The following is a 25,568-nucleotide window of genomic DNA, read 5'->3' as shown; positions in this document are numbered from 1 at the left end:
CAGCTGCCTTATGTATGAATAAAAAACGGCCTTTCTCGGCCGTTTTTTCAATAATTGCGGGTAGTTATGATAGGCTTAACGCAACGGATACTCGTGATCCGGACCAATCCAATCCGAACGACGGTCGCACATCAGCCAATAGTTTACCCGCCCGGCAATGGGTTCGGTATCAGTAGGCTGTTTATTGACCGTAGTGCATAAGTATAGCCCTGGAGCTGCACGGCGCACTTCATCGATACCATAATTCTGCACAGCATCTTCAGCAAAGTATTGCCAATCCATGATCAGCGCGGGTTTGCCATCGATACCTGAAGGACCGATGGCCCATCCAAATTGATTATTACGCACGATGGCACCGTTGACTCGCCAAATGATGTAGCCATCCCCTTGCGCGCCTTCCTTGATGGGGTTTGGGCGAAAGGCTTTGCCTAAAAACTCATAGGGCTTTTGTAGCATGACTGGCTGCATATAAATCAAGGTATGCCCGCTGTATTCGCCGTTTAATTCGTCTGGCTTGGGCGCAGGCAGACTGGCGTAGACGATTTGACATTGTTCGTATTTTAAAAACAAAAGGTCTTCTAACGTCCAACCGTTTCGGTTTAAGGCCCAGTGAATATTTTTCATCTTATACCCCCCTTGAGAATCAGTGCGTCTTTATTTATAATTTTAACTAAACTTAATGCGTTAAACTACCGTAAATGGCCATAAAAATTACACTATCGCGTATTTGGGGGGATAAGGTGAAATATGATATTGATAAAGACTTGTCTCAAACAATTGAATTTGACGAAGGATTTCTATCGGTTAAAACGATAAGATTTAGTACAACGAAATATTCACCGGTACCCTTTCCAAGTCATTGGCACTTTGCTTTTGAGGCGGTGGTGCTGCTTAGCGGTGAGATCGATTATATTGTCAATGGCCAGCATTATAAACTTATGCCAGGGGAAGGGATATTGATTAATTCTAATGCACTGCACAGCAGTGTTTGCAGTGAGACGTGCGAATCTAAAATTTTATTTTTTAGTCCGCAGATTTTTAGGGAGAATCATTATATCTATCATAAATATATAGAACGGGTTACGGGTAGCGCGTTGGCTGCCGTATTGATTGATGGTAGCCAAAAGTGGCATCATCAACTTAAGGATAGTATGGAGCAAGCGTTTGATGCTTGTAGCCTTGCCGAGGATGGATATGAGCTGGAGGTGCTACGCTGCCTATATACTGCTTTGCAAACGCTGACGAAAACGCTACCACTACAGCCTGATATGGGGAGAGCCATAAAACAAGAGCATATCAATACGGTAAAACACATGATTGACTATATCCAGAATCATTATACTGACAAAATTGGTGTAGACGACATTGCTGGAGCTGGAGCGGTTTGCCGAAGTACTTGCAACAATTTATTTAGAGAGATATTAGGGCAAACGCCCATTGAATATCTGATGTGCTTTAGAGTGGAGAAAGGTAGCGAGATGTTAGCACGCGGTGCCACAGTAACAGAGAGCGCCATGGCCTGCGGCTTTAATAGCGTTAGCTATTTCTCGGAAGTATTTAAGCGGATACGAGGCATAACGCCACAAAAAGCCAAGCATTAAGATGGATGATAAAAAAGGCGCGCGGTTTTAATTCCGCACGCCTTTTTATCATCCTATATAGGGCGCCAGCAGGGGCTGGAGCTGGCGCCCCTCCAACGCCGCTTCTACTGTGGGGAGGATCAGCTCGGTGTGGGAGACCAGGGAGTTGGGCTTTTTGGCTACATCGTCCTGGCCAAAGGGAACGAAGTAGAAGTGTTTGGTATTGAGCAGCTGGCCGATGTTCTTGGCGCTGCCCGATAGCGCATCGTTGGTGGAGATGGCCAGCACCACCGGACGAGCGCTGCGCAGGTGCGCTTTGCAAGCCATCGTGACGGGGCCATCGGTGATGCCGTTTGCAATCTTGGCCAGGGTGTTGCTGGTACAGGGGGCAATGATCAGCGCGTCAAACATCTTTTTGGGGCCGATGGGCTCGGCCTCTACGATGGTGCGGATGCTACGGCGGCCGCAGATTTTTTCGATTTTTTCGATCCAGTCTGCTGCGCGGCCAAAGCGGGTATCGACTGTGGCAAAGTTCTCGGACAGGATGGGGACCACGGTAGCGCCGCTGAGCACCAGGTTTTCAATCTCAGGTAGCGTGCGCTCGATGGTGCAGTAAGAGCCGGTAAGGGCAAAGCCCAGCGTTTTGTACAACATGGTAAGACCTGCCTTTCCTAAGGATTGGAGGGAGATAAGGGCGCGTACCGCTTCAGATAATCGTAAATGCTTTCACCGGCGGATTGCGGGGAGACCGCGCCGGGCAGGCCGGGCGCGGATATCTGTTTGCCGGGGAAGGCCAGCGCGTCAGAAAGCCCGCCCGGGCTGGAGGCCAGTTCGATCCACACACTGTGTGCGGCGAACAGGTGCGCGTGGCGCGCATCCAGCACCGGCGCTGGGGCGGTGTTGAGGGTCAGGGGATATATCGCCTGAGATTGGGAAAGGGAGAGCAGATCGGGCAGGGCATAAAAACCAGCGACGCGAGCCTTCTCCCGCTTTACGGGATCGCGGATCAGGATATGTACCCGTGCGCCCAGGGCCTGCAGCTGCGCTGCCAGCGGCTGGCCGATGCGCCCATAGCCCAAAAGCAGGACCGGCATGCCGCGCAGGGTACGCGGCGTGCTTTGGATGGCCAGGGCCAATGCGCCTTCTGCGGTCAGCGCGGCGTTTTGCAGCGCGTAACATTCGTCCTCCAGCATGTTATGCCATTGGAGCGCCCGCGCCTTGATCACTTCCATTCCCTCCTGCGGCGGGGCGCCTGCGTAAACGGCTGCGCCCAGCGGCAACGATTTTAGCGCCCGCACAAACGCATCCCCCTTGGAATTGGGGGCGAACACGTATTGCTGCGCCGTTTGCTGCCGGTCCCGCTCAAAGGGTGCCGCCTGCCAGCCGGCTCGGGTCATGGTCGTTAAAAGCGCTTCCATCCGCGCGTCGGTTAAGTCGATACGCCATTGCATGGGATACCACCTCCGTTTCCTCAATCTATGTCGAGGTGCCCAAAGGTGTGAAATTTACTTAAGACAGGCACGAAAAGCTATACCGGCGCATACCCTTAAAGCGAGAAAAAAGGAGGGATGGCTTTATGAAAGGCGAACGGCACTTTTTCCCCGGTGGGAATACCGTCCGGGGATTTTACAGTTATTATGCCCATGCGATCCGGCCCGGGCTGGACAAACGGGTGATCATCCTTAAAGGTGGGCCGGGGGTGGGCAAATCCACCCTGATGCGGCATGTGGGAGACGCGTTTGTAAAAAAGGGCTATGATGTGGAATGGATGCATTGCTCCAGCGACCCGGGCAGTTTGGACGGCGTGCGCATACCGAAAGTAGGCTTGGCGCTGGTGGACGGCACCAAGCCCCATATTGTGGACCCCGTGCTGCCCGGCGCGGCGGACGGGATACTGAACCTGGGCGTGGCGCTGGACGAGGCGGGCATGGCGAAACATGTCAGAGAAGTGGAAGAGATCGGAGAGGCAATCTCGGGCTGTTTTGCCCAGGCCTATCGCTACCTAGCAGCAGCGGCGCCGCTGCGCGAGGATGAGGAGATCATCCTGCGCGGGGCGTTGGATGCCGGGAAGATCAATGCGGTCACGGCGGAGCTGTTGGCTGGGCTGGACGCCAACAGCATCGCCGCCCGGCCCGGCAAAGAGCGCAGGCTGTTTGCCGGCGCCGTTACGCCGCTTGGCTGCATCCATTACTTAAATGAGCTGGGGGCCCAGCGGGTCTGGCGCCTGGAGGGGCCCTGGGCCATGCCGGCGCAGGATATCCTGTCGAGGGTGCGCGCGGGGCTGCTGGAGAGCGGCGTGGATATCGAGGGCTTCTATTGCCCTATGGAACCGGAGCGCATCGAGCATCTGCTGATCCCTGAAACCGGGCTTTTGATTACCACGGCCAACAGCTACCAGATGATGGCCCAGACGCCCGAGCGGGTGATCGACCTGGAGGCCGCGCTGGACCGGGAAAAGCTGAACACCGCCGTTTCACGGCGGCTGTATAATAGCCAGACCTTTGACAGCCTGATCGAGCAGGCGGCCCAGTCCGTTACCCGGGCCAAAGGCCTGCATGACGATCTGGAGAAGATTTATATCGCCCATATGGACTTTGCGCGCGTCACCGCCATGCAGCAGGCATTGCTTGCGCAGCTGGATACGCTGGAGTAGGGACAGATACACCTTGCCGTCCGGACCGCGGGAAAAGCCCGCCGGGCCGGGCGGCCTTTTGTTTAGATGCGGATAATGTGCCCTTTTTCGGAAGAACCGCAGGATTGTCATAGATAAATCCAGGAATTGAGGCTGTTTTAAAGCGCGCTACCCGCTATAATAAGGGTAGAGAGGCAGAGGTGGCGCGGGATGTATTACGAATACGAGATCGTAAAACATATGAAGAGCCTGCCGGTACAGGCGTTTTTCGTCAGCATCGGGTGGCGTACCCACCACTGGCACGAGGAGCTGGAGTTGCTGCTGGTGCTGGAAGGGTCCGCTATGCTCAAAAAGAGCGACAGCGAGCTCTGCCTGAAAGAAGGGGACGTGTATATCCTGAACGCCAACGAGGTGCACAGTCTGGCCCGTACGGGTGAGGATAACCTCTTTTTGGCCCTGCAGGTAGACCCGCGCTTTTGCCAGAATTATCACCCAGAGCTTTCCGGTGTCAGGTTCAAAAACAGCCACATCCCATCCAGCGATCCTTTGGCGGCCCGGATCGGCCGCGCCATGGCCGAGGTGATGAAGCGCATCAGCGGGAAAGAGAGCGCCAACGCCTTTTTTGTAATGGCCAGGATCAATGAGATTTTCGGGATGCTGCTGCAGAACCTGCCCTTTGAGCAGCGCAGCGAGGATAGCGACCGGTATGAATACGTGGGCTTAAACCGGCTGCGCCGCATCATCAAGATGATCAACGAACAGTACATGGGCAAGATCACGCTGCAGGATATCGCCCAGCAGGAATATATCAGCAAGGATCATTTATCGCACTTTATCAAAGATAAACTGGGCATCTCCTTTCAGGAGTTTGTCAGCAATGTACGCCTGGAAAAGGCGCTGACGCTGCTTAAAAATACCGATATGAGCGTGCTCAACGTTTCCATTGCCTGCGGGTTTTCGGATGTGAAGTACTTAAACCGCCTGGTGCAAAAGCGCTATGCGTGCAGCGCCACAGAGTACCGCAAGCGCGTGCGGCAAAACGGCGAGGCGGAGTACCCGGTGGCGGCCGATGGCAAGCAGCACTTCCCGGTGGATCTGGACAGCGCCATGGCCCTGCTTGAGGTGTACGAGGACAAGGTGGCGCCCAAAAAAGGTTGCTAAGCGGCTGTAAATTTGCGGCCGCATGGGGATAAAACGCAAATTATACGAAGGGGGAATCTGTGATGAGTATCCGCTTGACGGATAAGGCTTCGGTGCCGGCGGTGGTCGCCGAGATGACGCTGGAGGAAAAGGCGCGGTTGGTGACGGGCGAGTTCCCGTTTACCACGGCGGGGATTAAGCGGCTGGGCATCCCGCCCATGCGGCCGCTGGATGGGCACACCGGTATCAATATGGGCCAGCTGCGCAGCGATATGGCCAGCAAGACCCTGGCGAACAAGAGCGTGGACGAGTTGGGCGAGATGAGCGGCCCGGCGATCTCGGGCTTTGGTACGGTGATCACCAACGCTAAGGATCCGGCTAAACGCGCCAAAATGGCTCCGTCTATCCAGAAGCTGGTGCAGGAAGTGCTGGATAAGGTGGATGAGCTGATGCCCGACGGCATGTACCCGGGCTGCTTCCCGCCGGGCATTATGCAGGGCTCTACCTGGAACCCGGAAGTGATTGAAAAAGAGGGCAGCGCCGTGGGCAAGGAGATGGACGCCTATAAGGTGGACGTATGCCTGGGCCCCAACGTGAATATCCACCGCGACCCGCTCAATGGCCGCCTGTTTGAGGGCTATTCGGAGGATCCGTATGTAACGGCTACCCTGGCCCCGTACTACATCCGCGGCATGCAGGCAGAGGGCGTGGCGGCGGACGCCAAGCACTTTGCGGCCAACAACCAGGAGACCCACCGCCAGGAGATCGACGAGCGTATTCCCCTTAGGGCGCTTTATGAGATCTATCTGCCCGGCTTTAAGGCCGCTGTGCAGCAGGGCAAGGTCAAGACCCTGATGAGCGCTTATAACAAGATCAACGGCACGGCCTGCGCCCTGAACCACTGGCTGCTGACCGACGTGTTGCGGGGCGAATGGGGCTTTGAGGGCTTTGTGGTTTCCGACTGGGGCGCGGTGTACGACCAGGTGGATGCCATTAACGCCGGTAACGATCTGGAGATGCCCGGCCCGCTGACCTTTGATAAGATCGTGGCCGCGGTGAAGGATGGACGGATCGACGAAAAGACGCTGGACCAGCGCGTGGCCAATTACCTGAACGTATTGGTAGAGCTGCCAGTGATGAAGGGGCGCAAAAATGCGCATATCGACCGTGAGTATTCCCGCAAGGCTGCATACGATGTAGCGGCTGAGGGCAGCATCCTGCTCAAGAACGAGGGCGCGCTGCCGCTGAACGAGGGCGCCAAGATCTCGCTGATCGGCGAGCACGCCAAAGATTATATCATCTGCGGCAAGGGCAGCGCCTTTATCGATACCGACCAGGCCACCAACCTTTACGATTGCGCGGTGGAAACCTTAGGCGCGGATAAGGTGGAATACGGCGACGTTTCTGCCGACAGCGACGCGGCCATTATCGTGGTCAGTGTGGATGGGCAGGAGGGCAGCGACCGGGCCGACCTGCTGCTGGCGCCGGGCGACGATCAGATGATCCTGGATGCGGCGAAAAAGGCGCATGCCAATGGCAAAAAGGCCATCGTGATCCTGAACGTGACCGGCCCGGTGGAGATGGAAGGCTGGCTCGACCAGGTGGATGCCGTGCTGTGCGTATGGCTGCCGGGCATGGAGGGCGGACGCGCCACGCTGGATATTTTGACCGGCAAGGTCAACCCCTCGGGCAAGCTGACGCTGACCTTCCCCAAACATTATTACGATTGCCCCACCTATGGCAACTTCCCCGGCGATGGAGATGAGGTGTGGTACGGCGAGGGCATTTATGTGGGCTACCGCTATTACGATAAGAAGCATGTGGAGCCGCTCTATCCCTTCGGCTATGGGCTGAGCTATACCACCTTTGAATTGAGCGATATCGCCATCGACCGGGACGTGATGGACATGGATAAGGGCGAGACCGTGAACGTTTCCGTCAAGGTGACCAACACCGGCAAGGTGGCGGGCAAAGAGGTGGTGCAGGTGTATATTTCCGATGAGGTATCCACCCTCTCCAAGCCCTTAAAGGAGCTGAAAGGTTTCCAGAAGGTCGCCCTGCAGCCGGGGGAGAGCAAGGTCGTCACCATTGCCATCGGCAAAGATCAGTTGGCAAGCTACGATCCGGCCGCCAAGGCCTGGGGCAGCGAGCCGGGCTATTATCAGGCGCTGGTGGGCACCTCTTCCCGGGATATCGCGGGCGCGGTGCGCTTTAAGGCGGTGGGTTACAACCCGTTTGGCTATGGCGTGAACTGCTCCATCGGCAAAATCATGGCCAACCCCGCGGTGGTAGAGGCCATGAAAAAGTACATCCCGGCGCACCTGCTCTCGGATGAGTCCATGAGTTCGGAGCTGACCTATTTCCCGGAGGCCAAGCTGCAAAAGATCTGGGATGAGAAATTCAGCCTGCCCTTCAGGGACAAGAGCGCGGCGGAAAAACAGGCGATTCTGGATGCGATGTGCGCGGAGATCGCCAAGATCGAGGTCATTTAACCCTTCTGCCGCACGGTTAAAAAGAAAAAATAGACGCAAAAAAGCCTCCGGCTATGCCGGAGGCTTTTTTTATGGGGTTAGATCACAAACCCGCCGTTGGGGCTGAGCACCTGCCCGGTAATAAAATCGGCGGCGGGGGAGGCCAGAAAATATACCGCTTGGGCGATATCCTCCGGCTGGCCCAGCATGCCCAGCGGGGTTTCATCCTTTAAGATGGATAGCGTGTCCTCGTCCAGCAGGGCGTTCATATCGGTATCCACCACCCCGGGCGCCACGCAGTTGACCTGGATGTGCGAGGGCCCCATCTCTTTGGCTAGCGCCCGGGTCAGGCCGATCACGCCGGCCTTAACGGCGGAATAATGCACCTCGCAGGAAGCGCCCACCAGCCCCCAGATGGAAGAAAGGTTGACGATCTTCCCACACTGCCTTTCGATCATCCCGGGCAGCACTTCCTGGCAGCAGTTGAACGGCCCGGTCAGGTTTACCGCCACCATGCGCTGCCAATCCTGCGCGGTCAGGTCGCAAAACAGCTTTTGCTGGGCGATGCCCGCGTTGTTGACCAGTACGTCCACCGGGCCTAGGTGATACTCGATGCGCTGCATCATGTTGTGCACCTGGGCGCGGTCGGCCACATCCGCCTGAAAGGGCAGGGCCTTGTGCCCTTGGGCGGCCAGCGCACCGGCCAGCGCCTGAGCGGCGGACTGATTCTGACAGAAGTTTAGCGCCACCTGGTACCCTTCCTGGGCAAAGCGGCGGGCGATGGCCGCGCCGATCCCGCGGGAAGCGCCGGTGACCAAAACGGTTTTGGGCATGGTTGACTCCTCAAACGCTTATTTTAAGGATAGTATAAAGCGCGAAGCGGGATTAAGCAAGGCCGCCATAAGGGAAAGGGCTGTGCTATACTGTTAGGAAAGAGGAGGGGATTTTTTATGCTGAAACGGATCACGGCCCAGGAGCTGATCGCTTGGCGGGAGGCGGGCAGGGCCTTTGTGCTGCTGGATGTGCGGGATGAGGATGAATACGCTGCCGGACACATTCCGGGCAGCATCAATATCCCCGTGCGGGAGATCGCCGATCAGCGGGACAAGCTGCCGGAAGATCTGCTGATGCCCTTGGTGGTGTATTGCCAAAGCGGGATACGTGCCCGCCGGGCCTGTATGCTGCTGGATCAGATCGGATACGCGGCGCTGTATGAGCTGGGCGGGATATCCGCCTGGCCAGGCACGCTGGAACGCTAGCGGGTATTCAGGGCGAAAAAACGAGGGATCCGATCCTGCTAAGAATAAACAAGGCCGCGCCGGTATTTCCGGCGCGGCCTTGTAAATGGAGCATTTAGCGGTCCGGATATTCGGTACACAATAGCCGGTAGGGGGCCTCGTCTTCCACGATCTCGGGAAAACGGCCGGCTTTTTCGTAAAAGCAATTATCATTCCGGTCGTCATTGCACATGGAAACCTCGCCCAGCAGTACGCTACCGCCCTTAGAAGGGACGCTGATTTCATGGTATAGGCAGGGCGTGAGCGTAATACTCTGCCCGGGTTTCAGAACGACCGGGGTTCCGGCGGGCGCTGTGAGCCTGCAGCCATCCAGGCTGTAGACCACATCGGTTTGCAACCGAGCGCCATTTGTATCGCCGTTATAAAGGGTGATTGTGACGTCGTTGCCGCCGCGGTTGATGATATCCTCCATCTTGTACCAGTGAAAGTGGAAGGGCGCCCGCTGCCCTTGGTAAAGCATCAACAGCTTTTCGGCATAGGGCTTAGGGTACCGCTCTGGCGAGGCCTGGTTGCCGTTGCGGAGGGTGAAAAGCGCCAGGCCTACTTTCCGAAAATCTCCGGAGCCAAAATCGGTAATATCCCACCCCAAAAGGTTATCGCGCAGCTCGTCGTACGCCGGGCCGGCTTTTGCCCAGTCCTCGGGCGACCATGTGGCAAAGGGCGGCAGCGCAAAGCGATAGGTGGCGATAAGCGCCTCCATATCCCGTATCACTTGATTGATGGCAGAACGATTCACTTGTAAGGCCTCCTTGTATTTATAATTTATACTCGGAAAGGATCAGCTCGGGCTTATCCGCTTCGCGGGCGGCGATATCCGCCGGGTTGGTGACAAAGTGCAAGACAGCGTCTGCTACGGCCATCTCCCGCAAATGCGAATAGGATTTTTCCAGGGGGGCCGAAGGCTCATCGGCACTGGTGAGCAGCAGACAGTCGGCCAATGCTGCCACGGGGGTACGCGGGTAGGCCGTGATGGCGATGATCTTCAGCCCGCGGGCCTTTGCCAGCTCCAACGCCTGGATGACCTGACGGGAGGCCCCGGATTGCGAAATCGCCAGCACCACGTCGTGCGGTTCGGAAAGGTTAATATGGTTCAGGGCGTATTCCGCGGCCAGGTTATAGCTGCTTTTGATCCCTAGACGTTCCAGACGAAAGCCGAGATAGAGCGCAAGCGGACTGGTATTGCCGGCGGCAATGATGTGTACGCGGCCGCAGGCCCGCAGCATTTGGGCGCAGTTTTCCATGCGCTCTTGTCCGATAATCGGCCCGATCTGCGATAATTCCTCCCCGAGCTGGCGGAAATATGCGTTCACGCTGTCGGCCTGATGGGCCTGGGCGCTGGCCTGGGTACGCCCCAGGTCGCGGGAAAGGTAGAGCCGCATTTGATAATGCCCGCTATACCCAATATGTTTGCAAAAGCGGATGACCGTGGCGTCGCTGGAGCCGCTAAGTTCGGCCAGGGCTGAAACGTTGGCCCCCACGGCCGCCTCCGGATTTTTTAGAATTACATCGGCAATCCGCTTTTCAGCCTGGGATAAGCCGGCATAGGCGGCGCGGATGGCTTGTATAACGGTCTTGCCATAAGGTGAATCCATTATTTATCAGAAAAACCTTTCATGGATTTTAAAAGCAAATTTGAACGCCAGCCATAAAGGAATCGCCCAAACCGATGGTATATTTGGGCCTGGCAATATAACGCGAGGGAACCAAAACGGCGCCCATATCCTTTGCCTTGGCGGCAAGGGCGGCATGCGCGCGCAAGCCCTTTTCGCTAAGCGGCAGCGTCAGCACATCGGCCAATTGCGGGTACGTGCCGTAATCGCCGTTTAACGCTTTGGCCGTAGCCATCAGGTTGCCGTAGAGCAGGCCCGTTTCGATATTGGCCCTTAAGGGTTCCCCAACATAGAGCGCAAAATCTTTGGTGTGTATGATGAGCCCTTTTCGCACGCCAAAACGTTCTTTGAGCAAATAGGCGCCCGCTACATAGGAGTGGATATCCTCAAAATCTAAAACAAAGCCGATAGCCGCCAGCGTTTGGGCCAGCTCCTCCTCGTTCATGCTTACGATATCCGATAGCGGAAATAATTGGCGCAGGCAAAGGGCGCGCACGCCGGCACTGTGATAGTGTGCATCTTCATAATATACGATCCCGCAGGGGTTGCCCTGCCGGTACGCCGCTACGTGGCGCAGTATACTCTCCAGCCGTTGGCCAAGCAGGGCCTCATCGGTCATGGCGTTAAAGCTGGATAACACGTTACTGGTAAAAGCTTTGGCATGCGTTTCGACATAATGAAGATAGGGCGCTTGCAGCGGAACCTGACGGTTGATCTCCGACTGCGTCAGGATGATGCGGTTGGAGGCGGAAATTTCGTAAGCGCCATCTGCCAAGGCGAGCTGCCCGCCTTTTTGGAACTGGAAGATCCAATGGATCTCCCGGATCGTTCCAGCAGGAATACTGCTGACGGGAACAAGATGGCCATCCCCGTCTACCGTATGGATGTAGGGCGAAGATAGTATCCCGCGCACCTCCGGGGAATGATCCGTCATATGGATCGCAGAGGGGCACCCCACGGCGGCCAGCGCCATTGCGGCCTGCGGCGCGGTGCCGCCGATGGCGGCGCGCCAGCAAAAATCCTGGCGCAGCTCCTGTAATTGCGCGATATCCATTTCTCCGCCCAGCCCCGTCAGGCAGTGGTAGGCCAGGGTACATGCCAGATCCTGCGGCGTTTCGATCTGCTCCACAGGGCGTAAGGATGCACGCGTCAGTTCCGGCGCGGCCTTGTGGACAAAAGCATTCAACGCATCCGCTTCAAGGGTACAGATCAAATCGTAATTGGTGGTGTAACCCATGGCCGCATACCGGCCCGCGGATATGCGCGCGGCAATATCTGTGGCCATACGCGCGTAGGCGGCCCGATACTTCTCATCGAACAAGGCGTGCTTGCACATCTTCATATCCTGCCTTATCTTTAATACAGCCCGGCCTTTCCGTTCGCCTGGAATAAGGCGATCTTTTGACGGGCGACCTCGTTCATCTTCTCGATACAGGGCGGCTCGATCATATTCGGCTCGCGCAGGCCATTATCCTTTAGGACTTCGCGCATGGCGCGGTAATAAGCGGCCTTGATGTCGCTGGAAATGTTGATCTTGTTGACGCCGCCAGCCACGGCGCCGGCGATCTCCTCGTCTGGATTGTTCGAGCCGCCGTGCAATACCAGTGGGATGGAGACCTTGGCTTTGATCTGGCCGAGCAGGTCCAGCCGCAGCTTGGGCGTCATACCCGCGGGATACAGGCCGTGGGAGGTGCCGATGGCGATGGCCAGGCAGTCTACCCCGCTCTCCGCTACAAAACGCGCGGCGTCATCCGGATCGGTATAAATGATCTGATCGGCCCCGGCCTCTGCCTGCGGATCGGTGGAGCCGATGGTGCCCAGCTCTCCTTCTACCGATACATTTGCCGCATGCGCCAGCGCTACCACCTTTTGGCAAAGCGCGATATTCTGTTCAAAGGGCAGCGAAGAGCCGTCGATCATCACGGAAGTAAAGCCGCTTTGCACGGCAACGGCGACCTGTTCAAAAGACGCGCCGTGATCTAGATGGATCGCCACGGGAATATCTGCTTTGTACGCCTTGGCCACGATGGATTCCAGCATATCAGTGCCGATATGCCGCAGTTCGTCTGGATGGATGGCGATGATCACGGGAGCCCGCTGCTCGCTGCTGACGGCCATGATGCCGTTTAACATGGCATAACTGCTGATATTGAAGGCTGGAACGGCAAAATTGTGCGTGTTGGCTACCTGCAACAGATCCTTCATGGTCATTAACATAGAAAAATCCTCCCAAAGTTAAAATATAATTTCATAATTACGGGAAATCATCTTTAATTATAAAATTATATTTCTTAATGTCAAGGAGGATTTTGCTGTTTACAGCGGTATATCCTTGCGGCGGATGAGATGCTGGAGATGGCCGATCAATTCGGGGTGGAGATCAGGTCTTTTAGTTCTTCAGGTGGGCACATGCGCAGCCCCTCTACCGGCGGATAGCGCCACAGCTTTTGCGGCGCATAGAACCAGCGGCCGGACAGCGCCTGTAACGGGGCGGGCAGCGCCGGAGCAAAATGGAGCGCGCACGCCCAAAGCGCCTGTGTGCGCAGGTGCAGCGCGCCGTTACGGGCCCTGTCGCCATATCGGTCGTCGCCCAGAAGCGGGCAGCCAATCTGCGCCAGCTGTACGCGGATCTGATGGGTACGGCCGGTGTGCAGCTGTACGTGCAACAGCGCGCCGCTATCGCCGCAAGACAGGGTCTCATACTGTAAGATCGCCTGGCGCGTGTTGGGGCCGGGATGCTGGGCTACCCGTACATGGGCACCGGCGGCATCTTTATAGAGGTAATGGCGCAGTTCGCCCCGCGGGGCCTGCGGCGGGCGGGTGGTAAAACACTGGTAATGCTTCCCGATCTTTTGGCCGCGGAAGGCTTCCAATGCGGCGGCATGGCTTTGAGGGTTCTTGGCAAAGAGCACAAGGCCGGCTGTCTGCACATCCAGCCGGTGGCAGGCAGCGGGAAATAAAGCTTCCGCCGGATTGCGCAGCCGCGCCTCCAGCGAATCCTCGCCTGGCCTATCGCTTTGCACGGGCAGCCCCTGGGGTTTATGGGCCAGGAGGACGGCTTCGTCCTCAAAAAGAATATCGGCGCGTGGGCGGGGCGCCAGCTCCGCATCTGGAAGATACACGGCGATGGTCTGCCCCGCGTGAACGGGCGCCACCGCTTTGACCCGCTGGCCGTCGATCCGCACGTCTTTTTTGCGCAGGGCCGCACGCAGCTTTGAATAGGAAAGCCCGGGAAAGGCGTGCAGAATCACGCGGTCCAGTTTTTGGCCATCCTCTTTAGGCGATACGGTAAAAGACTGCATGGCGTCCCTCCAACTCGATTTTTTATGAGGCTATTATACCACGCCTTGCAATTTTTTCGACTTTTTTAAGCAGGCGGCGCATATAATTCCCTACAAGAGGGAGGGAGCAGAATGCAGCATGTTTATAACCAGCTTATTGTAATGCATGAGCAGGTGCAGGGCTTTGGAAGCGACAACCGCGCCCCCATCGGCTATTGCCGGTTGGTGAAGAATCGCAAGGACCAATGGCATTGTAATTGCGTGATCCGGCATTTGGCGCAGGATCGGGGACAGTACTATGGCGTGCTCTGTTTTGCAAATGATAAAGAGGCCCCGGTGGTACTGGGGCAGCTTCACCGGGATGCGCGTGGGGAGTATGGCCTGGATACGGTGCTGGAAAAAGCGGTACACCAGCCTTTTGGCGGGTGCAGCGTAGTTTGCCTGTCGCCTAGTGAGGCCCGGATGCCTGAGACTGTAGTGGCCGGCACCACCCGCAATGGCGTGGCAGGTGGGCTAGACGCCCTGGTGATGGAAGCGCTGCGCGCAAAGGGGATGGCTCCGCGCGTGGCGGCGCCTGTGCGCGCGGAAAAGGCGGCGGCCATAAAAGCCGTGGATGCCTCAGAGAAGCCGGAGCCTGAGGTTGAAGAGCCGCAAGACCAGCCCTTTCCCGAAGAGAATGTGGAAGCGGCTGAGCCTCAGGAGGAGATAGCGGCCGGCGATGCGCAGCCTACGGCGCCGGAGAAAGCGGAGGTGGCGGCTGTGCAGGATGAGGAAGAGCCTGTGCAGGAGACCTTTGAAGCGAAAACAGAACCAGAAGCACTAAAGGCGCAGCCCGAAGCGGAACCGGGTACGCAGGATGAAACGCCCCAGCGGGCAGAAAGTGAGGAAGACACAGCCGCCCTAGAGGCGGAGCCCCAGCGGCTCGATGTACCTTTACAAGAGGAACCCGCCGGGCAGGAGGGGTATGACGACATGCCGGATATCCAGCTGCCTGATGGGGAATGGCGTTTCCAACCGCTGAAGCCCTCGGCGGGGCTACGGGCCTGGCGGGGCAAGAAAGCGGATGACGGGGCACGCTGCTGGCTGCTGGAGGGGGCGCCCTCGGATAAACCGCCCATCGGATGGGAACAGGCCTTTTGGGCGCCTACGAGAGATGGGGCCTCGGGCTGCTGGGTGCTGGTCCAGAAACCGAGAAGTTAGTAATTGACGGTAAAAGTATATAATGCCATCCTGGTGCGGAGCTTTGTAAAATGCAGAGCTCCGCACATTGCGTTATCAAGATGTAACAAGCTTCAAATCCTTTGGTGATGCGGGTTTGAAGGGTTTTACAAAACCGCCGTTGGGGGGGATTGTTCACAAATTATTTACACATTTAGGCCCTATCCATGCTATAATCAGAGGCGAAACTCATTAAGGGGGGCAGGACATGATCCAGATTGATCATTTGTCTAAGCGTTACGGGGAGAAATACGCCGTAAAAGACGCAAGCTTCACAGTGGAAAAGGGAGAGATCCTGGGCTTTCTGGGCCGCAATGGCGCGGGCAAGTCTACCACTATGAACATTATCACCGGTTATATTTCAGCTACCGAAGGTTCGGTTTCCATCGACGGGCACGACGTGCTTAAAGAGCCGCAGGAAGCCAAGCGCCATATTGGCTACCTGCCCGAGCAGCCGCCGCTGTATATGGATATGACGGTAGACGAGTATCTAGGCTTTGTGTGCGAGATCAAAAGTGTGGAGCGCAGCAAGCGCAAGGCACATATGGCAGAGATCTGCGAGTTGGTGAAGATCAGCGATATGCGCAAGCGCCTGATCAAGAACCTCTCTAAAGGGTATAAACAGCGCGTGGGCCTGGCGCAGGCGCTGGTGGGCAACCCGGAGGTGCTGATTTTTGACGAACCTACCGTTGGCCTTGACCCCAAGCAGATCATCGAGATCCGCAAGCTGATCAAAAACCTGGGTGAAAAGCATACGGTCATCCTTTCCTCGCACATCCTCCCTGAAGTGGCGGATGTGTGCGAACGGCTGGTCATCATCAATAAAGGCGAGATCGTAGCGCAGGACACTCTGGCGAACCTGACCCGGGGCATCAGCGAGTCCTCCCGGCTTTCGCTGCGCGTACTGGGGGCTGAAAAAGAGGTGCGCAAAGCGCTATATGATATTACTGGCGTGCGCTATGTTGAGATGGTCGGCTCCATGGAGCCGGGCACACATGATTTCATCCTGGAGGCCGATAAGGATACGGATGTACGCAAGATGGTGTTTAATACCATGGCGCGTATGAATACGCCGATTCTGACCATGCGCCCGATGGATATGACGCTGGAAGATATCTTCTTGCAGCTGACTAACGAAGACAAGGGGGCCAACTAAAATGCTAGCGGTATTAAAAAGAGAGCTGAAGGCATATCTGCTTTCGCCCATCGGCTATGTGTTTATGGGCTTTTTCCTGCTGGTGGTGGGCCTGTTTTTCGCACTCACCAACTTAGCTTCGCTCAGTTCACAGTTTAACTCGGTACTCAGCAGTATCAGCCTGATTTTCCTGTTCGTCGTTCCGCTTTTGACCATGCGGCTGCTTTCTGAGGAGAAAAAAAGCAAAACGGACCAGCTGCTGCTCACCTCCCCGCTTCCGATCTCTTCGGTGGTGGTGGGTAAATATCTGGCGGCGGTGTGCATGTTCTTGCTCACCATCGTATTGACCTTTATTTTCCCCATTATCCTAAGCGCACTGGGCGATCCTTCCGCCAGCGAGATCGCTGCCGGATACATCGGCTTTTTCCTGATGGGATGCTCGTTTATCTCGGTGGGCCTGTTCATGTCCGCTCTATCCGAAAACCAGGTCAGCGCGGCGGCCTCCACCTTTGCGCTGCTGCTGGTGTTTTATCTGCTGGATGTAGTCACGCCCAGCATCCAGGTGGACTGGCTGGTCAACATCCTGAGCTGGTTCTCCATCGGTTCCCGGTTGACGGATTATATTTACGGCGTGGTTTCGCTTTCTTCTACTATATATTATATCAGCTTCAGCGCAATCTTCGTCTTCTTGACCGTCCGCGTACTCGAGAAGAGAAGATGGAGCCAGAGCTAGGAAGGGGGCGGAGAAAATGGCTAAAAACGAAAAGCATAAGTTCAATAAAACGCGGCTTAAATACGGTTCCTATGCCGCCATTATTACCGCGGTGGTCATTGCGATCGTAATCGTCATCAACGTATTGGTGGGCACGCTCAGCGACAAGTACGGCCTGACGCTGGATATGACGCGAAATCAGCTGTTCAGCCTGTCCGCCGATGCGCAGGAATACATCAATAACCTGGATCAGGATATCGTAATCTATACCACCTTTGAGGCGGGCAACGGAGATACTACGATCGAAAATGCGCTGCAAAAGATCCAGGCTGCTTCCAGCCGGATCAGTATCCAGAACGTGGACCCGATCAAGAACCCCTCGTTTGCGGAGCAGTTTAACTCCGATAAGGCGACTTCTATCGCTCGTGGCTCTTTGATCGTCACCAATCCTGAGAAGACGCGCTTTAAGGTGTATTCGCAGGATGATCTGTACGAGACTACGATCGACTATCAGACCTATCAGCAAAAGACCTCCGGCCTTCAGGTCGAGCAGCGCATCATCTCGGCGCTGGTGTACATCACCAATGAGGATACCCCGATGATCTATCTGCTACAGGGTCATCAGGAACCCAAGCTTTCCAATCTGACTACGCTGCGCACCAGCCTGGAGGATAATAACTATCAGGTGGAAGAGCTGAACCTGGCGGAAAGCGATGTGGAGCTGAAAAAAGGCGATACGCTGATGATCGTTTCCCCGCAGATCGACCTGAGCGAGGATGAGCGGCTGAAGATCGAGAAGTTCATCGTAAATGAGGGCGGGCGCGTCATCATGTTCCGGGATACGGTGATCGATGCGGCTTCGCTGGAGCGGTTTGACTCCATCGCCGCGATGTTTGATGTGACCTTTAATAATGACCTGGTGGGCGAAGAAGATACCGGCGCGTATTATAACAGTCCTTTCTATCTGGTGCCGACCTATGGGACGCATGAGATCACCAACAAGCTCTCGCGCGATGGCCGTCCGGCGATCCTTCCGGTAAGCGGCAGTATCACCCTGTCGGATATCGAGCGTACGGATATCGAGACGGAGGTATTCCTGACCAGCTCTGCGAATTCATACGCCAAGACTGACGTTGCCAATGAAAATATGACGACTACCCGGGAGGAAGGCGACCCGTCTGGCCCGTTCAATCTGGGTGTCACCTCCAAGCGCGTAGACGCCATGAACGACGATAACAGCGCTTACTTCGTAGGGTTTGCATCCTCGTCCTTCGTGCAGTCCGGCGATTTCCTGTCGATGTTCGGCAACCAGGATCTGGTGCTCAACTCGCTGAGCTGGATGCAGACGGAAAAGGGCAGCGATATTACGATCTCCTCCAAGTCGCTGGGAAGCAGCACGCTGAATATTACGACACAGGCGCAGTTGTACACGCTGATGGCGGTTAGCATTATCACCCTGCCAGTGATCCTGCTGGTGATCGGCCTGACGGTTTATCTCAGAAGGAGGCACCTGTAATGGCGCAAGAGACAACCGTGAAAAAAGAGAAAAAACCGATGACCAAAAAGACCCGCAACCTGATCATCATGCTGGTTGTACTGGTGCTCTTGGCGGGGGCGACGGTGGCTGTAGTGCTTTTGACCCAGGATAATAGCGGGCAAAGCGACCAGCTGACCGAGCAGCAGATCAGCGATATGGCAAAATTGACGCTGGTGGCAGAAAAGGAAGAGGACATTGCCAGTATCAAGACCACCAGTGCCAACGGCTCTTTGGAGTTTTATGCCCAAAAGGATGACGAGGGCAACCGTACTTGGACGATAAAGGGTGCGGAGGATGGTAAGCTTAACTCCAGCAGTATCCAAAGTTTTGTTTCTACCACGCTGATCCTGATGGGTACTGAGGTAGTAGAGGAGAACCCCTCTGAGGACCGGATGGCTGAATTTGGCTTTAACAACCCTTCCGCCTCTGTGTTGATCACTAAAAATGATGGCAGCACGATCACCTGCGAGGTGGGCAACGCTTCGCCAGATAGCGCCTCTATGTACATGATGCGCGAGGGACGCAACGCTATTTTTCTGGTGGATAATGCCACGGCCAGCCTGTTTTCTGACAAGCTGGAGGATTACTGGGATATCCCCAGCAACTACGTGAACGTCGAGCAGCTGCTCAAGTTCCACGTGACCCGTAAGGATGGCGATAACCTGATCATCGATTTGGGCGATGATGAGATGCTGGGTTACTCCAACTGGGTGATGAGCGAGCCATACTATGCCTCGCTGGATTCCTACCAGGGCAACCAGTTTTTCTCGAACCTGACCATGCTGGCGCCGCTGTACCTGATCGATAATAAGCCGGAGGACCTGACTCAATATGGGTTGGACGATCCGCAGATGAACCTGTATATGGAAGATTCTGACGGGCAGGTATTTGAGTTGAATATCGGCTCTAGCGATGGCAATGGCAACGTATACGTGCAGGCGCCTGGTGACCCAGCGGTATACGCCATGCTGGAAAGCTCGCTGACGACGCTGAACGATCTGGATCCGTTCCAGCTGATCGCACGGTTCACGCAGATTTATAACATCAACGTTGTGGATAAGATTGAGGCGACTTCGGCGGATCGCAGCTTTGAGATCACGATGGACCACGAGAAAGAGATGGACGAGAACGGTGAACCCAAGCTGGATGGCAAGGGCAAGGAGATCCTGCATGAAAATGCCAAGTCCGATGGGAAAGACCTGCAGGAGGCCGGGTTCCGCAGCTTCTACCAAACGCTGGTAGGCGTATCGGTAGATGGTAAGCTGGAGGAGGGCGCCGTGGTGGAAGGCGACGCCGAGATCACGTTCAAGTTCACCATCAATGATGGCCACGTAGAGACCATTGAGTATATTCCTTACGGCGTGAAGGATTATGCCGTCCGCAAGAATGGCGCGGATACCGGGCTGTACATTGAGAAATGGCGCGTACAGCAACTGTTTGAAGAATACGATAAGCTGATGAACGGCGAATACGACAAGTAAGCGCTGTAAAAGCTAAGGGCCTGCCGCAACTGCGGCAGGCCCTTTGTGCTATAATGACAAAAAGGAGTGAAAAAACGTGCCTGATCCGGGTCTATACGGGCGTATTTACGCCCTGTGCGCGGCGATACCGCGCGGCAAAGTGGCGACCTATGGGCAGCTGGCACTGCTTTGCGGCCATCCGCGCGCCGCGCGGCTGGTAGGCCAGGCGATGCGGCATGCGCCGGCAGGCCTGCCCTGTCACCGGGTGATACGCGCGGACGGCTCCATGGCGCCAGGTGATGCGTTTGGCGGACAGGGGCTGCAGCAAAAAATGTTGGAAGATGAAGGCGTTGTTTTTTTGGCAAACGGCCACGTAGACCTTGCAATCAGCCGATGGGATGGTAAAATCTATTCGGTGCCGGCGGAGTGACGGGCTACATCGTGCCGCGCCAGGACGGCTTTATAGGCGCTATAGGCCCTGACTTGGGATGCGACCTGAGGCGCGGGCGTTATGTATTGAGGCTCTAGTGTAGGCATTTCGTTTTGTGGCGCATCCTGCGTTTGTTCAGCAGTCTTTGGAGCGGGGTCCGCGGCGCTTGTTGCCGCGATGCGGTCCCGCAGGGATAGATAGGTGGGCGTATCGCCCGGCGTGAAAAAAGGCGTAAAAGGAATCGGCGACCGATCAGCATTGCGAATCATTATAAAGGCCCTCCTTGCAGTTTTATTCAATTACCAATATATGCGCATTTAAATAGAAGTGTCCGTATCTTTACAGCATGGTTTTTAGATAGTACAATAAGTATATTAACGATTTATAATAATTAGCATATGCAGCGAAGGGGGAGCACGATGGGGAAATATATTGTGGCGTTAGACCAGGGGACGACCAGTTCCCGGGCGATTGTATTCGACGAGCTGGGGCAGATTGTCGCGGTATCCAACCGCGAGTTTGAGCAGATCTACCCGCAGCCCGGCTGGATTGAGCACGATCCGATGGATATCCTCAACACCCAGGTGGAGGTGCTGCGGGAGGTCATGGTGCGCGCAGGGCTCAATGCCTCTAACCTCTCCGGGGTAGGGATCACGAACCAACGCGAAACGACCATTATTTGGGACAAAAAGACCGGCGAGCCGATTTATAACGCCATCGTGTGGCAGTGCCGCAGGACGGCTTCTGAGATCGAAAAGCTGGAAAAGGACGGCATGGCCGGCACCATCAAGGAAAAGACGGGCTTGATTTTAGACCCATATTTCTCTGGGACCAAGATCAAATGGATTCTGGACCATGTGCCGGGATCCCGCGAACGGGCAGCCCGGGGCGAGCTGATGTTCGGCACGGTGGATACCTGGCTGATCTGGAACCTGACCGGCAGCCGTGCGCATGTAACGGATTATTCTAATGCCTCGCGTACGATGCTCTATAATATTCACGATCTCTGCTGGGATGAAGAATTGCTGCGCGCATTTGATATCCCCATCGAATTGATGCCGGAGGTGTTGCCCTCCAGCGGCCTGTTTGGGGTGATGAATACCAGTATTCTGGGTGGCGAGGTGCCGATATTTGGCGTTGCGGGCGACCAGCATGCCGCCTTGTTCGGGCAGACCTGTTTTGAACCGGGTATGGCTAAAAATACCTACGGCACGGGCTGTTTCCTGCTGATGAACACGGGTACCGAGCCGGTAAACAGCAAAAACAACCTGTTGACCACCATCGCCTGGGGCATTGGGGGACAGGTGGAGTACGCCCTGGAGGGCAGTATCTTTATGGGCGGCGCTACGGTACAGTGGCTGCGCGACGAGATGGGGCTGATCGAAAAATCCTCGGATTCCGAGGAGGTGGCCCGCTCGGTGCCGGATACGGATGGCGTGGTGTTGGTGCCGGCCTTTACGGGCCTGGGCGCACCCCATTGGGATATGTACAGCCGGGGCATCATTGTGGGGTTGACCCGCGGAGCTGGACGCGCACATATCGTGCGCGCGGCGTTGGAAGCGATCGCCTATCAGACAAGGGATGTGCTTACGGCTATGGAGGCTGATTCTGGCATCAAGCTGAACACCCTGCGGGTGGATGGCGGCGCAAGTGCCAATGGCTTTTTGATGCAGTTCCAATCAGACATTCTAAACGTTACGGTAGAGCGGCCGAAGATTATCGAGACCACGGCGCTGGGCGCGGCCTGTCTGGCCGGATTGGCTGCCGGCGTATGGAAGGACCGTGAAGAGCTGAAGGCGCGCTATGCGATCAGCGCGCATTTTGACCCCCAAATGCCAGAGCAGGAACGGGAAGGCAAGTATCGCCTGTGGCAGCGTGCGGTTAAACGATCGCTGGGATGGGCTGAACAGTAGAAATAATGGAGATGGCGGCCCGCAGAATGTGGCGGGAGCCATCTCCTCTTTATTATCAATTTTGCAGTTAAATTCTATATAGTTGGCGGCGGCCGGTAACTACCCGTTTCGACAAGTGCAGCGGCAGCTCAGTTATTTTGCTGATTTTACATCTGAGTTGTAAAAAAATATAGATACAATCGTAAATTTATGGCAAAAAAACAGAGAAGTCGACAAAATACGGCCATTGTACTGCCCAATATAGTGTGATATAATTCACATGTGGTCGAATAAAGCAGGTTATTTCCGGAAAAGCAATGTGTTTTTGCGACTGAAGAGCAATTCTAGATTTGTGTCAAAAGCAATAAAGTTTTCATTTACAAACGAAGAAGTTCTTAAGAGGGGGATACTTTGAAATGGCTGATCCAGTCAAACTACTTGTAGTGGACGATGATGCGGTGATCCGCGGGATGTTCGTGGACTATTTCGGCGATTTAGAGGGTTACGAACTGTGCGGTGAAGCGGCGGACGGACTATCGGCGTTGGGAATGATCGAGGAGTATCAGCCGGATGTGGTGATCCTTGACGTTGTCCTGTCGAAACTGGATGGGATAGAAGTGCTCAAAAAACTGCGGGCTGGCGGCTATGGCAAGATGCCCAACGTTATTATGATCTCTTCGATGGGGATTGAGAACATCATCCGCCAGACCATCGAGTTGGGCGCGAAGTACTTTATGATCAAGCCCGTGGAAATGTCGCTGGTGGAAGAGCGCATCAGCGAAATGCTCAACCTGTTCCCGACCCATACGCCGGTGGCAAATACGCTTGCGGCGCCGGCCGTCCGCGAGAAATCGCTGGATGAGCAGATCAGCAGCATTTTTCTGATTGTTGGCATCCCGGCGCATATCAAAGGTTTCCATTATCTGCGCGAGGCAATTCGCCTTGTAGTAGAGGAACCGGACATGATCAATCGCATTACCAAAGAACTGTACCCGAGGATCGCACAACATTTTGATACTTCAGCCAGCAAGGTAGAGCGCGCGATCCGCCATGCGATTGAGGTGGCGTGGAGTCGCGGCAAGATCGAGAACATCAACCAGGTTTTTGGCTACAACATCTATTCTGAAAACGATAAACCCACCAACGGAGAATTTATTGCGCTGATCGCGGATAAGATCATTCTTGAACTGGCGGCAAGCTGATGCATTTATGCCGATAAAAGGGCTGTACATCCCGGTGCAGGGGATGTACAGCTTTTTTTGAGGGCGGAAAGCCGGCTGGCAAATTATTTATAAAAAATGCGCTTGACCTGGTTTAGTATAGCTGTGCTTTTGCATAGAATGACACAGAACTGTGGATTTCTAGGGAAGGATATCAACAGCCGGAAAAGCGCATGTTTTCAAGGGGTTGGGGATAAGCTGTGGATAATGTGGATAATTGTGTGCGGGTTTTTGAGATAAACCCCCATGGTTATCTTAAGTTATCCACAGATTCTACACAATTTTAAGTTTGAAGCATATCCGTCCCTTAGAACCCATAGACTGTACCAGCCGCATTGACGGGGTACAGATGGGAGGAAATGTTTATGGCATTGGAGCTGAAAAAGGTAAATATCCGCGCTAACCGGTTGGGAGAGGCTGTGAACTCTCAAGCGCTGGTGGAGGGGGAAATTGCACTAGAAGGGGGCGCGGAAGCCATCGCCAGGATGCTATGCATTTCGGGGCGCCTGGTGGTAGGCGGTGTGGAGGCACTGCAGGACAAGGTGAATATGGAGGGAAGCGTGGTCTTCTCGCTGCTTTATGTGGGCGAACAGAGCGGCCAGGTGGAGGGCCTGGAGGCGGCTTGCGGCTTCACCCACAGCGTAGAGCTTGCGGGGCTTAAGGCCGGCGGACAGGTCTTGGTCAGCGGCAGCGTACAGGACGTGCAAAGCGAAGTGGTGGATGGAACCGTTATCCGCGTGCGCGCGATTGCAGAGCTAAACTGCCAGCCGCAAACCCAGCAGACCTACGCTGTGGTCTCCGCGGTAGAGGGGCTGCCTGGGCTGGAGGTCAAGCAGGAGCAGTTGACGCCAGGGTGGATTTTGGGGACCGCGAACGAGACCACGACGCTGCGGGATGAGGTGACGCTGCCCAGCCGCAACCTGCCTATCGGCAAGCTGCTGAAATCCTGGGGGGATGCCAGCGTGACGGAAATCACCGCGATGGCGGGGGCCGTGCGGATGCGCGGAGATGTGCAGCTTTCCTTGCTGTACCGCTGCCAGGACCCGGCAGAGCCCTTGCAGGAGGCCGCGATGACGCTGCCCTTTGAATACGACCTGGCGCTGCCGGACAGCTTTATGGGCCTGCAGACCGAGGGACGTGCCGACGTGCAGGACCTAAAAGTGACCGCGCAGTTCGACGAGGATGGAGAGATGCGCGTGCTGCAGGTCGAGTGCCTGTTGCAGATGCGCACCAACGTCTGGGCCACGCAGGATCTGGAAGTGCTGCAGGATGCCTATGCGCCCAATCAGGAGCTGGAAGTGTCCGAGCAGCAGATCACCCTGTCTCGTCCGGCGGTGGAACAGCAGGCGACTCAACTGCTCAAAGAGAGTCTGCCGCTGCCCGAGGGGATGCCCAATATCGGCCGCATCAGCTTTTTGCAGGCTACCCCTTGTATTACGGATTGGGCGGTGACCGACCAGGGGCTGGAGGTGCAGGGCATCTTGACATGCGGGGTGCTGTATGAGAGCGACCAGGAAGAGGGCGGCATTGAAGGGTTCAACTCCGAAACGCCGTTTTCTATTGAGCTGACATTGCCCGAGCGGCTGGAAGGCGAGGTTGACGTTTCGGCAGCGGTAGATCAATCGTTTGGGACCGTGCTTTCGCCTACGGAGATGGAAGGCCGGTTTACCCTGCGCTTTACCGTGGCCTCGTATCCGGAGACGCAGGTGGGGGCTGTGGACAATATCGTCCATCAGGGGCCAAGCAGCCAGCAGGGCAGCGGCATCGTGGTGGCGTTTGTCCGCACGGGCGATACGCTGTGGAGCATCGCCAGGCGCTACGGCGTCAGTTTGCAAAGCGTGCTCAAGCTCAACCCGCAGCTGGACCCGGAGAACCTGCAGCCCGGCGACAGGGTGCTGCTCTATCGCCAGTTCGAACCGGCGGCGCCTACGGCCAGCGATGCGGCCCGCTAG

The 25,568-nt window shown here is 55.8% G+C and carries 23 protein-coding genes; 14 read left to right on the top strand and 9 right to left on the bottom strand.

Annotation, left to right across the window (positions count from 1 at the left end; genetic code table 11):
• Positions 1–75 precede the first annotated feature (75 nt).
• On the bottom strand, positions 76–624 hold the full coding sequence (locus H8699_RS04515) for a hypothetical protein (RefSeq protein WP_138296538.1): 549 nt from the start codon (positions 622–624) through the stop codon (positions 76–78).
• A gap of 116 nt (positions 625–740) precedes the next feature.
• On the opposite strand from H8699_RS04515, the gene H8699_RS04510 reads away from it, so the two are divergent.
• Positions 741–1,601, top strand: coding sequence for an AraC family transcriptional regulator (locus tag H8699_RS04510; RefSeq protein WP_171026106.1), 861 nt, complete (start codon positions 741–743; stop codon positions 1,599–1,601).
• 48 nt (positions 1,602–1,649) lie between these two features.
• Here H8699_RS04510 and H8699_RS04505 read toward each other — a convergent pair whose 3' ends face one another.
• Together H8699_RS04505 and H8699_RS04500 are read right to left on the bottom strand one after the other, a co-directional pair.
• Positions 1,650–2,234 (bottom strand): dipicolinate synthase subunit B, encoded by a 585-nt coding sequence (locus H8699_RS04505; protein WP_138296536.1) that lies wholly within the window; start codon positions 2,232–2,234, stop codon positions 1,650–1,652.
• A gap of 17 nt (positions 2,235–2,251) precedes the next feature.
• Positions 2,252–3,031, bottom strand: coding sequence for an NAD(P)-dependent oxidoreductase (locus tag H8699_RS04500; protein ID WP_138296535.1), 780 nt, complete (start codon positions 3,029–3,031; stop codon positions 2,252–2,254).
• Between the two features lie 125 nt (positions 3,032–3,156).
• On the opposite strand from H8699_RS04500, the gene H8699_RS04495 reads away from it, so the two are divergent.
• From H8699_RS04495 to H8699_RS04485, 3 genes are all read left to right on the top strand, one after another.
• The gene (locus tag H8699_RS04495; RefSeq protein WP_249284666.1) at positions 3,157–4,233 is read left to right on the top strand and encodes an ATPase; all 1,077 of its coding nucleotides are present in this window, start codon (positions 3,157–3,159) and stop codon (positions 4,231–4,233) included.
• Between the two features lie 189 nt (positions 4,234–4,422).
• Positions 4,423–5,373 (top strand): helix-turn-helix transcriptional regulator, encoded by a 951-nt coding sequence (locus H8699_RS04490; protein WP_138296533.1) that lies wholly within the window; start codon positions 4,423–4,425, stop codon positions 5,371–5,373.
• A gap of 62 nt (positions 5,374–5,435) precedes the next feature.
• Positions 5,436–7,844 (top strand): glycoside hydrolase family 3 C-terminal domain-containing protein, encoded by a 2,409-nt coding sequence (locus H8699_RS04485; RefSeq protein WP_249284665.1) that lies wholly within the window; start codon positions 5,436–5,438, stop codon positions 7,842–7,844.
• Positions 7,845–7,921: 77 nt separating this feature from the next.
• Here the strand turns inward: H8699_RS04485 and ymfI are convergent, their stop codons facing one another.
• Positions 7,922–8,656, bottom strand: a complete 735-nt coding sequence (ymfI, locus tag H8699_RS04480) for an elongation factor P 5-aminopentanone reductase (protein WP_249284664.1) — start codon at positions 8,654–8,656, stop codon at positions 7,922–7,924.
• Between the two features lie 117 nt (positions 8,657–8,773).
• Here ymfI and H8699_RS04475 point away from each other — a divergent pair, with 117 nt between their 5' ends.
• Positions 8,774–9,082 (top strand): rhodanese-like domain-containing protein, encoded by a 309-nt coding sequence (locus tag H8699_RS04475; RefSeq protein ID WP_249284663.1) that lies wholly within the window; start codon positions 8,774–8,776, stop codon positions 9,080–9,082.
• A 94-nt stretch (positions 9,083–9,176) separates the two neighbouring features.
• On the opposite strand, the gene H8699_RS04470 is transcribed toward H8699_RS04475, so the two are convergent.
• The 5 genes from H8699_RS04470 to H8699_RS04450 form a co-directional block, all read right to left on the bottom strand.
• Complete coding sequence (locus H8699_RS04470; protein WP_249284662.1) at positions 9,177–9,857, bottom strand: D-lyxose/D-mannose family sugar isomerase; 681 nt, start codon at positions 9,855–9,857, stop codon at positions 9,177–9,179.
• Positions 9,858–9,876: 19 nt separating this feature from the next.
• Positions 9,877–10,713 (bottom strand): MurR/RpiR family transcriptional regulator, encoded by an 837-nt coding sequence (locus H8699_RS04465; RefSeq protein ID WP_249284661.1) that lies wholly within the window; start codon positions 10,711–10,713, stop codon positions 9,877–9,879.
• A 28-nt stretch (positions 10,714–10,741) separates the two neighbouring features.
• A complete protein-coding gene (locus H8699_RS04460) occupies positions 10,742–12,073 on the bottom strand; it encodes an ADP-dependent glucokinase/phosphofructokinase (RefSeq protein ID WP_249284660.1) in 1,332 nt (443 codons plus the stop codon).
• 14 nt (positions 12,074–12,087) lie between these two features.
• Positions 12,088–12,948 (bottom strand): ketose-bisphosphate aldolase, encoded by an 861-nt coding sequence (locus tag H8699_RS04455; protein WP_249284659.1) that lies wholly within the window; start codon positions 12,946–12,948, stop codon positions 12,088–12,090.
• 146 nt (positions 12,949–13,094) lie between these two features.
• Positions 13,095–14,033, bottom strand: a complete 939-nt coding sequence (locus H8699_RS04450) for an RluA family pseudouridine synthase (RefSeq protein WP_249284658.1) — start codon at positions 14,031–14,033, stop codon at positions 13,095–13,097.
• A gap of 111 nt (positions 14,034–14,144) precedes the next feature.
• On the opposite strand from H8699_RS04450, the gene H8699_RS04445 reads away from it, so the two are divergent.
• From H8699_RS04445 to H8699_RS04405, 9 genes are all read left to right on the top strand, one after another.
• Positions 14,145–15,212 (top strand): hypothetical protein, encoded by a 1,068-nt coding sequence (locus tag H8699_RS04445; RefSeq protein WP_249284657.1) that lies wholly within the window; start codon positions 14,145–14,147, stop codon positions 15,210–15,212.
• A gap of 226 nt (positions 15,213–15,438) precedes the next feature.
• Positions 15,439–16,386 carry an ABC transporter ATP-binding protein gene (locus H8699_RS04440; protein WP_138296526.1) on the top strand — a complete coding sequence of 316 codons (948 nt, stop codon included), beginning with the start codon at positions 15,439–15,441 and terminating at the stop codon, positions 16,384–16,386.
• A 1-nt stretch (position 16,387) separates the two neighbouring features.
• Positions 16,388–17,098: an ABC transporter permease gene (locus tag H8699_RS04435; RefSeq protein ID WP_138296525.1), complete on the top strand. Its 711-nt coding sequence runs from the start codon at positions 16,388–16,390 to the stop codon at positions 17,096–17,098.
• Positions 17,099–17,114: 16 nt separating this feature from the next.
• On the top strand, positions 17,115–18,593 hold the full coding sequence (locus tag H8699_RS04430) for a GldG family protein (protein WP_138296524.1): 1,479 nt from the start codon (positions 17,115–17,117) through the stop codon (positions 18,591–18,593).
• Positions 18,593–20,095, top strand: coding sequence for a DUF4340 domain-containing protein (locus tag H8699_RS04425; RefSeq protein ID WP_249284656.1), 1,503 nt, complete (start codon positions 18,593–18,595; stop codon positions 20,093–20,095). The genes H8699_RS04430 and H8699_RS04425 overlap by 1 nt, the downstream gene beginning before the upstream one ends.
• A 76-nt stretch (positions 20,096–20,171) precedes the next feature.
• A complete protein-coding gene (locus H8699_RS04420; protein WP_138296522.1) occupies positions 20,172–20,504 on the top strand; it encodes an MGMT family protein in 333 nt (110 codons plus the stop codon).
• 419 nt (positions 20,505–20,923) lie between these two features.
• Entirely contained in the window at positions 20,924–22,417 is a 1,494-nt protein-coding gene (glpK, locus tag H8699_RS04415) for a glycerol kinase GlpK (RefSeq protein WP_147517502.1), read from the top strand.
• Between the two features lie 395 nt (positions 22,418–22,812).
• Positions 22,813–23,598 (top strand): sporulation transcription factor Spo0A, encoded by a 786-nt coding sequence (gene spo0A, locus H8699_RS04410; protein WP_138296520.1) that lies wholly within the window; start codon positions 22,813–22,815, stop codon positions 23,596–23,598.
• 383 nt (positions 23,599–23,981) lie between these two features.
• Entirely contained in the window at positions 23,982–25,568 is a 1,587-nt protein-coding gene (locus H8699_RS04405) for an SPOCS domain-containing protein (RefSeq protein WP_249284655.1), read from the top strand.

Source organism: Luoshenia tenuis, assembly GCF_014384745.1.
Lineage (GTDB): Bacteria > Bacillota > Clostridia > Christensenellales.
This window is presented reverse-complemented; position numbering and strand designations above follow the sequence as displayed.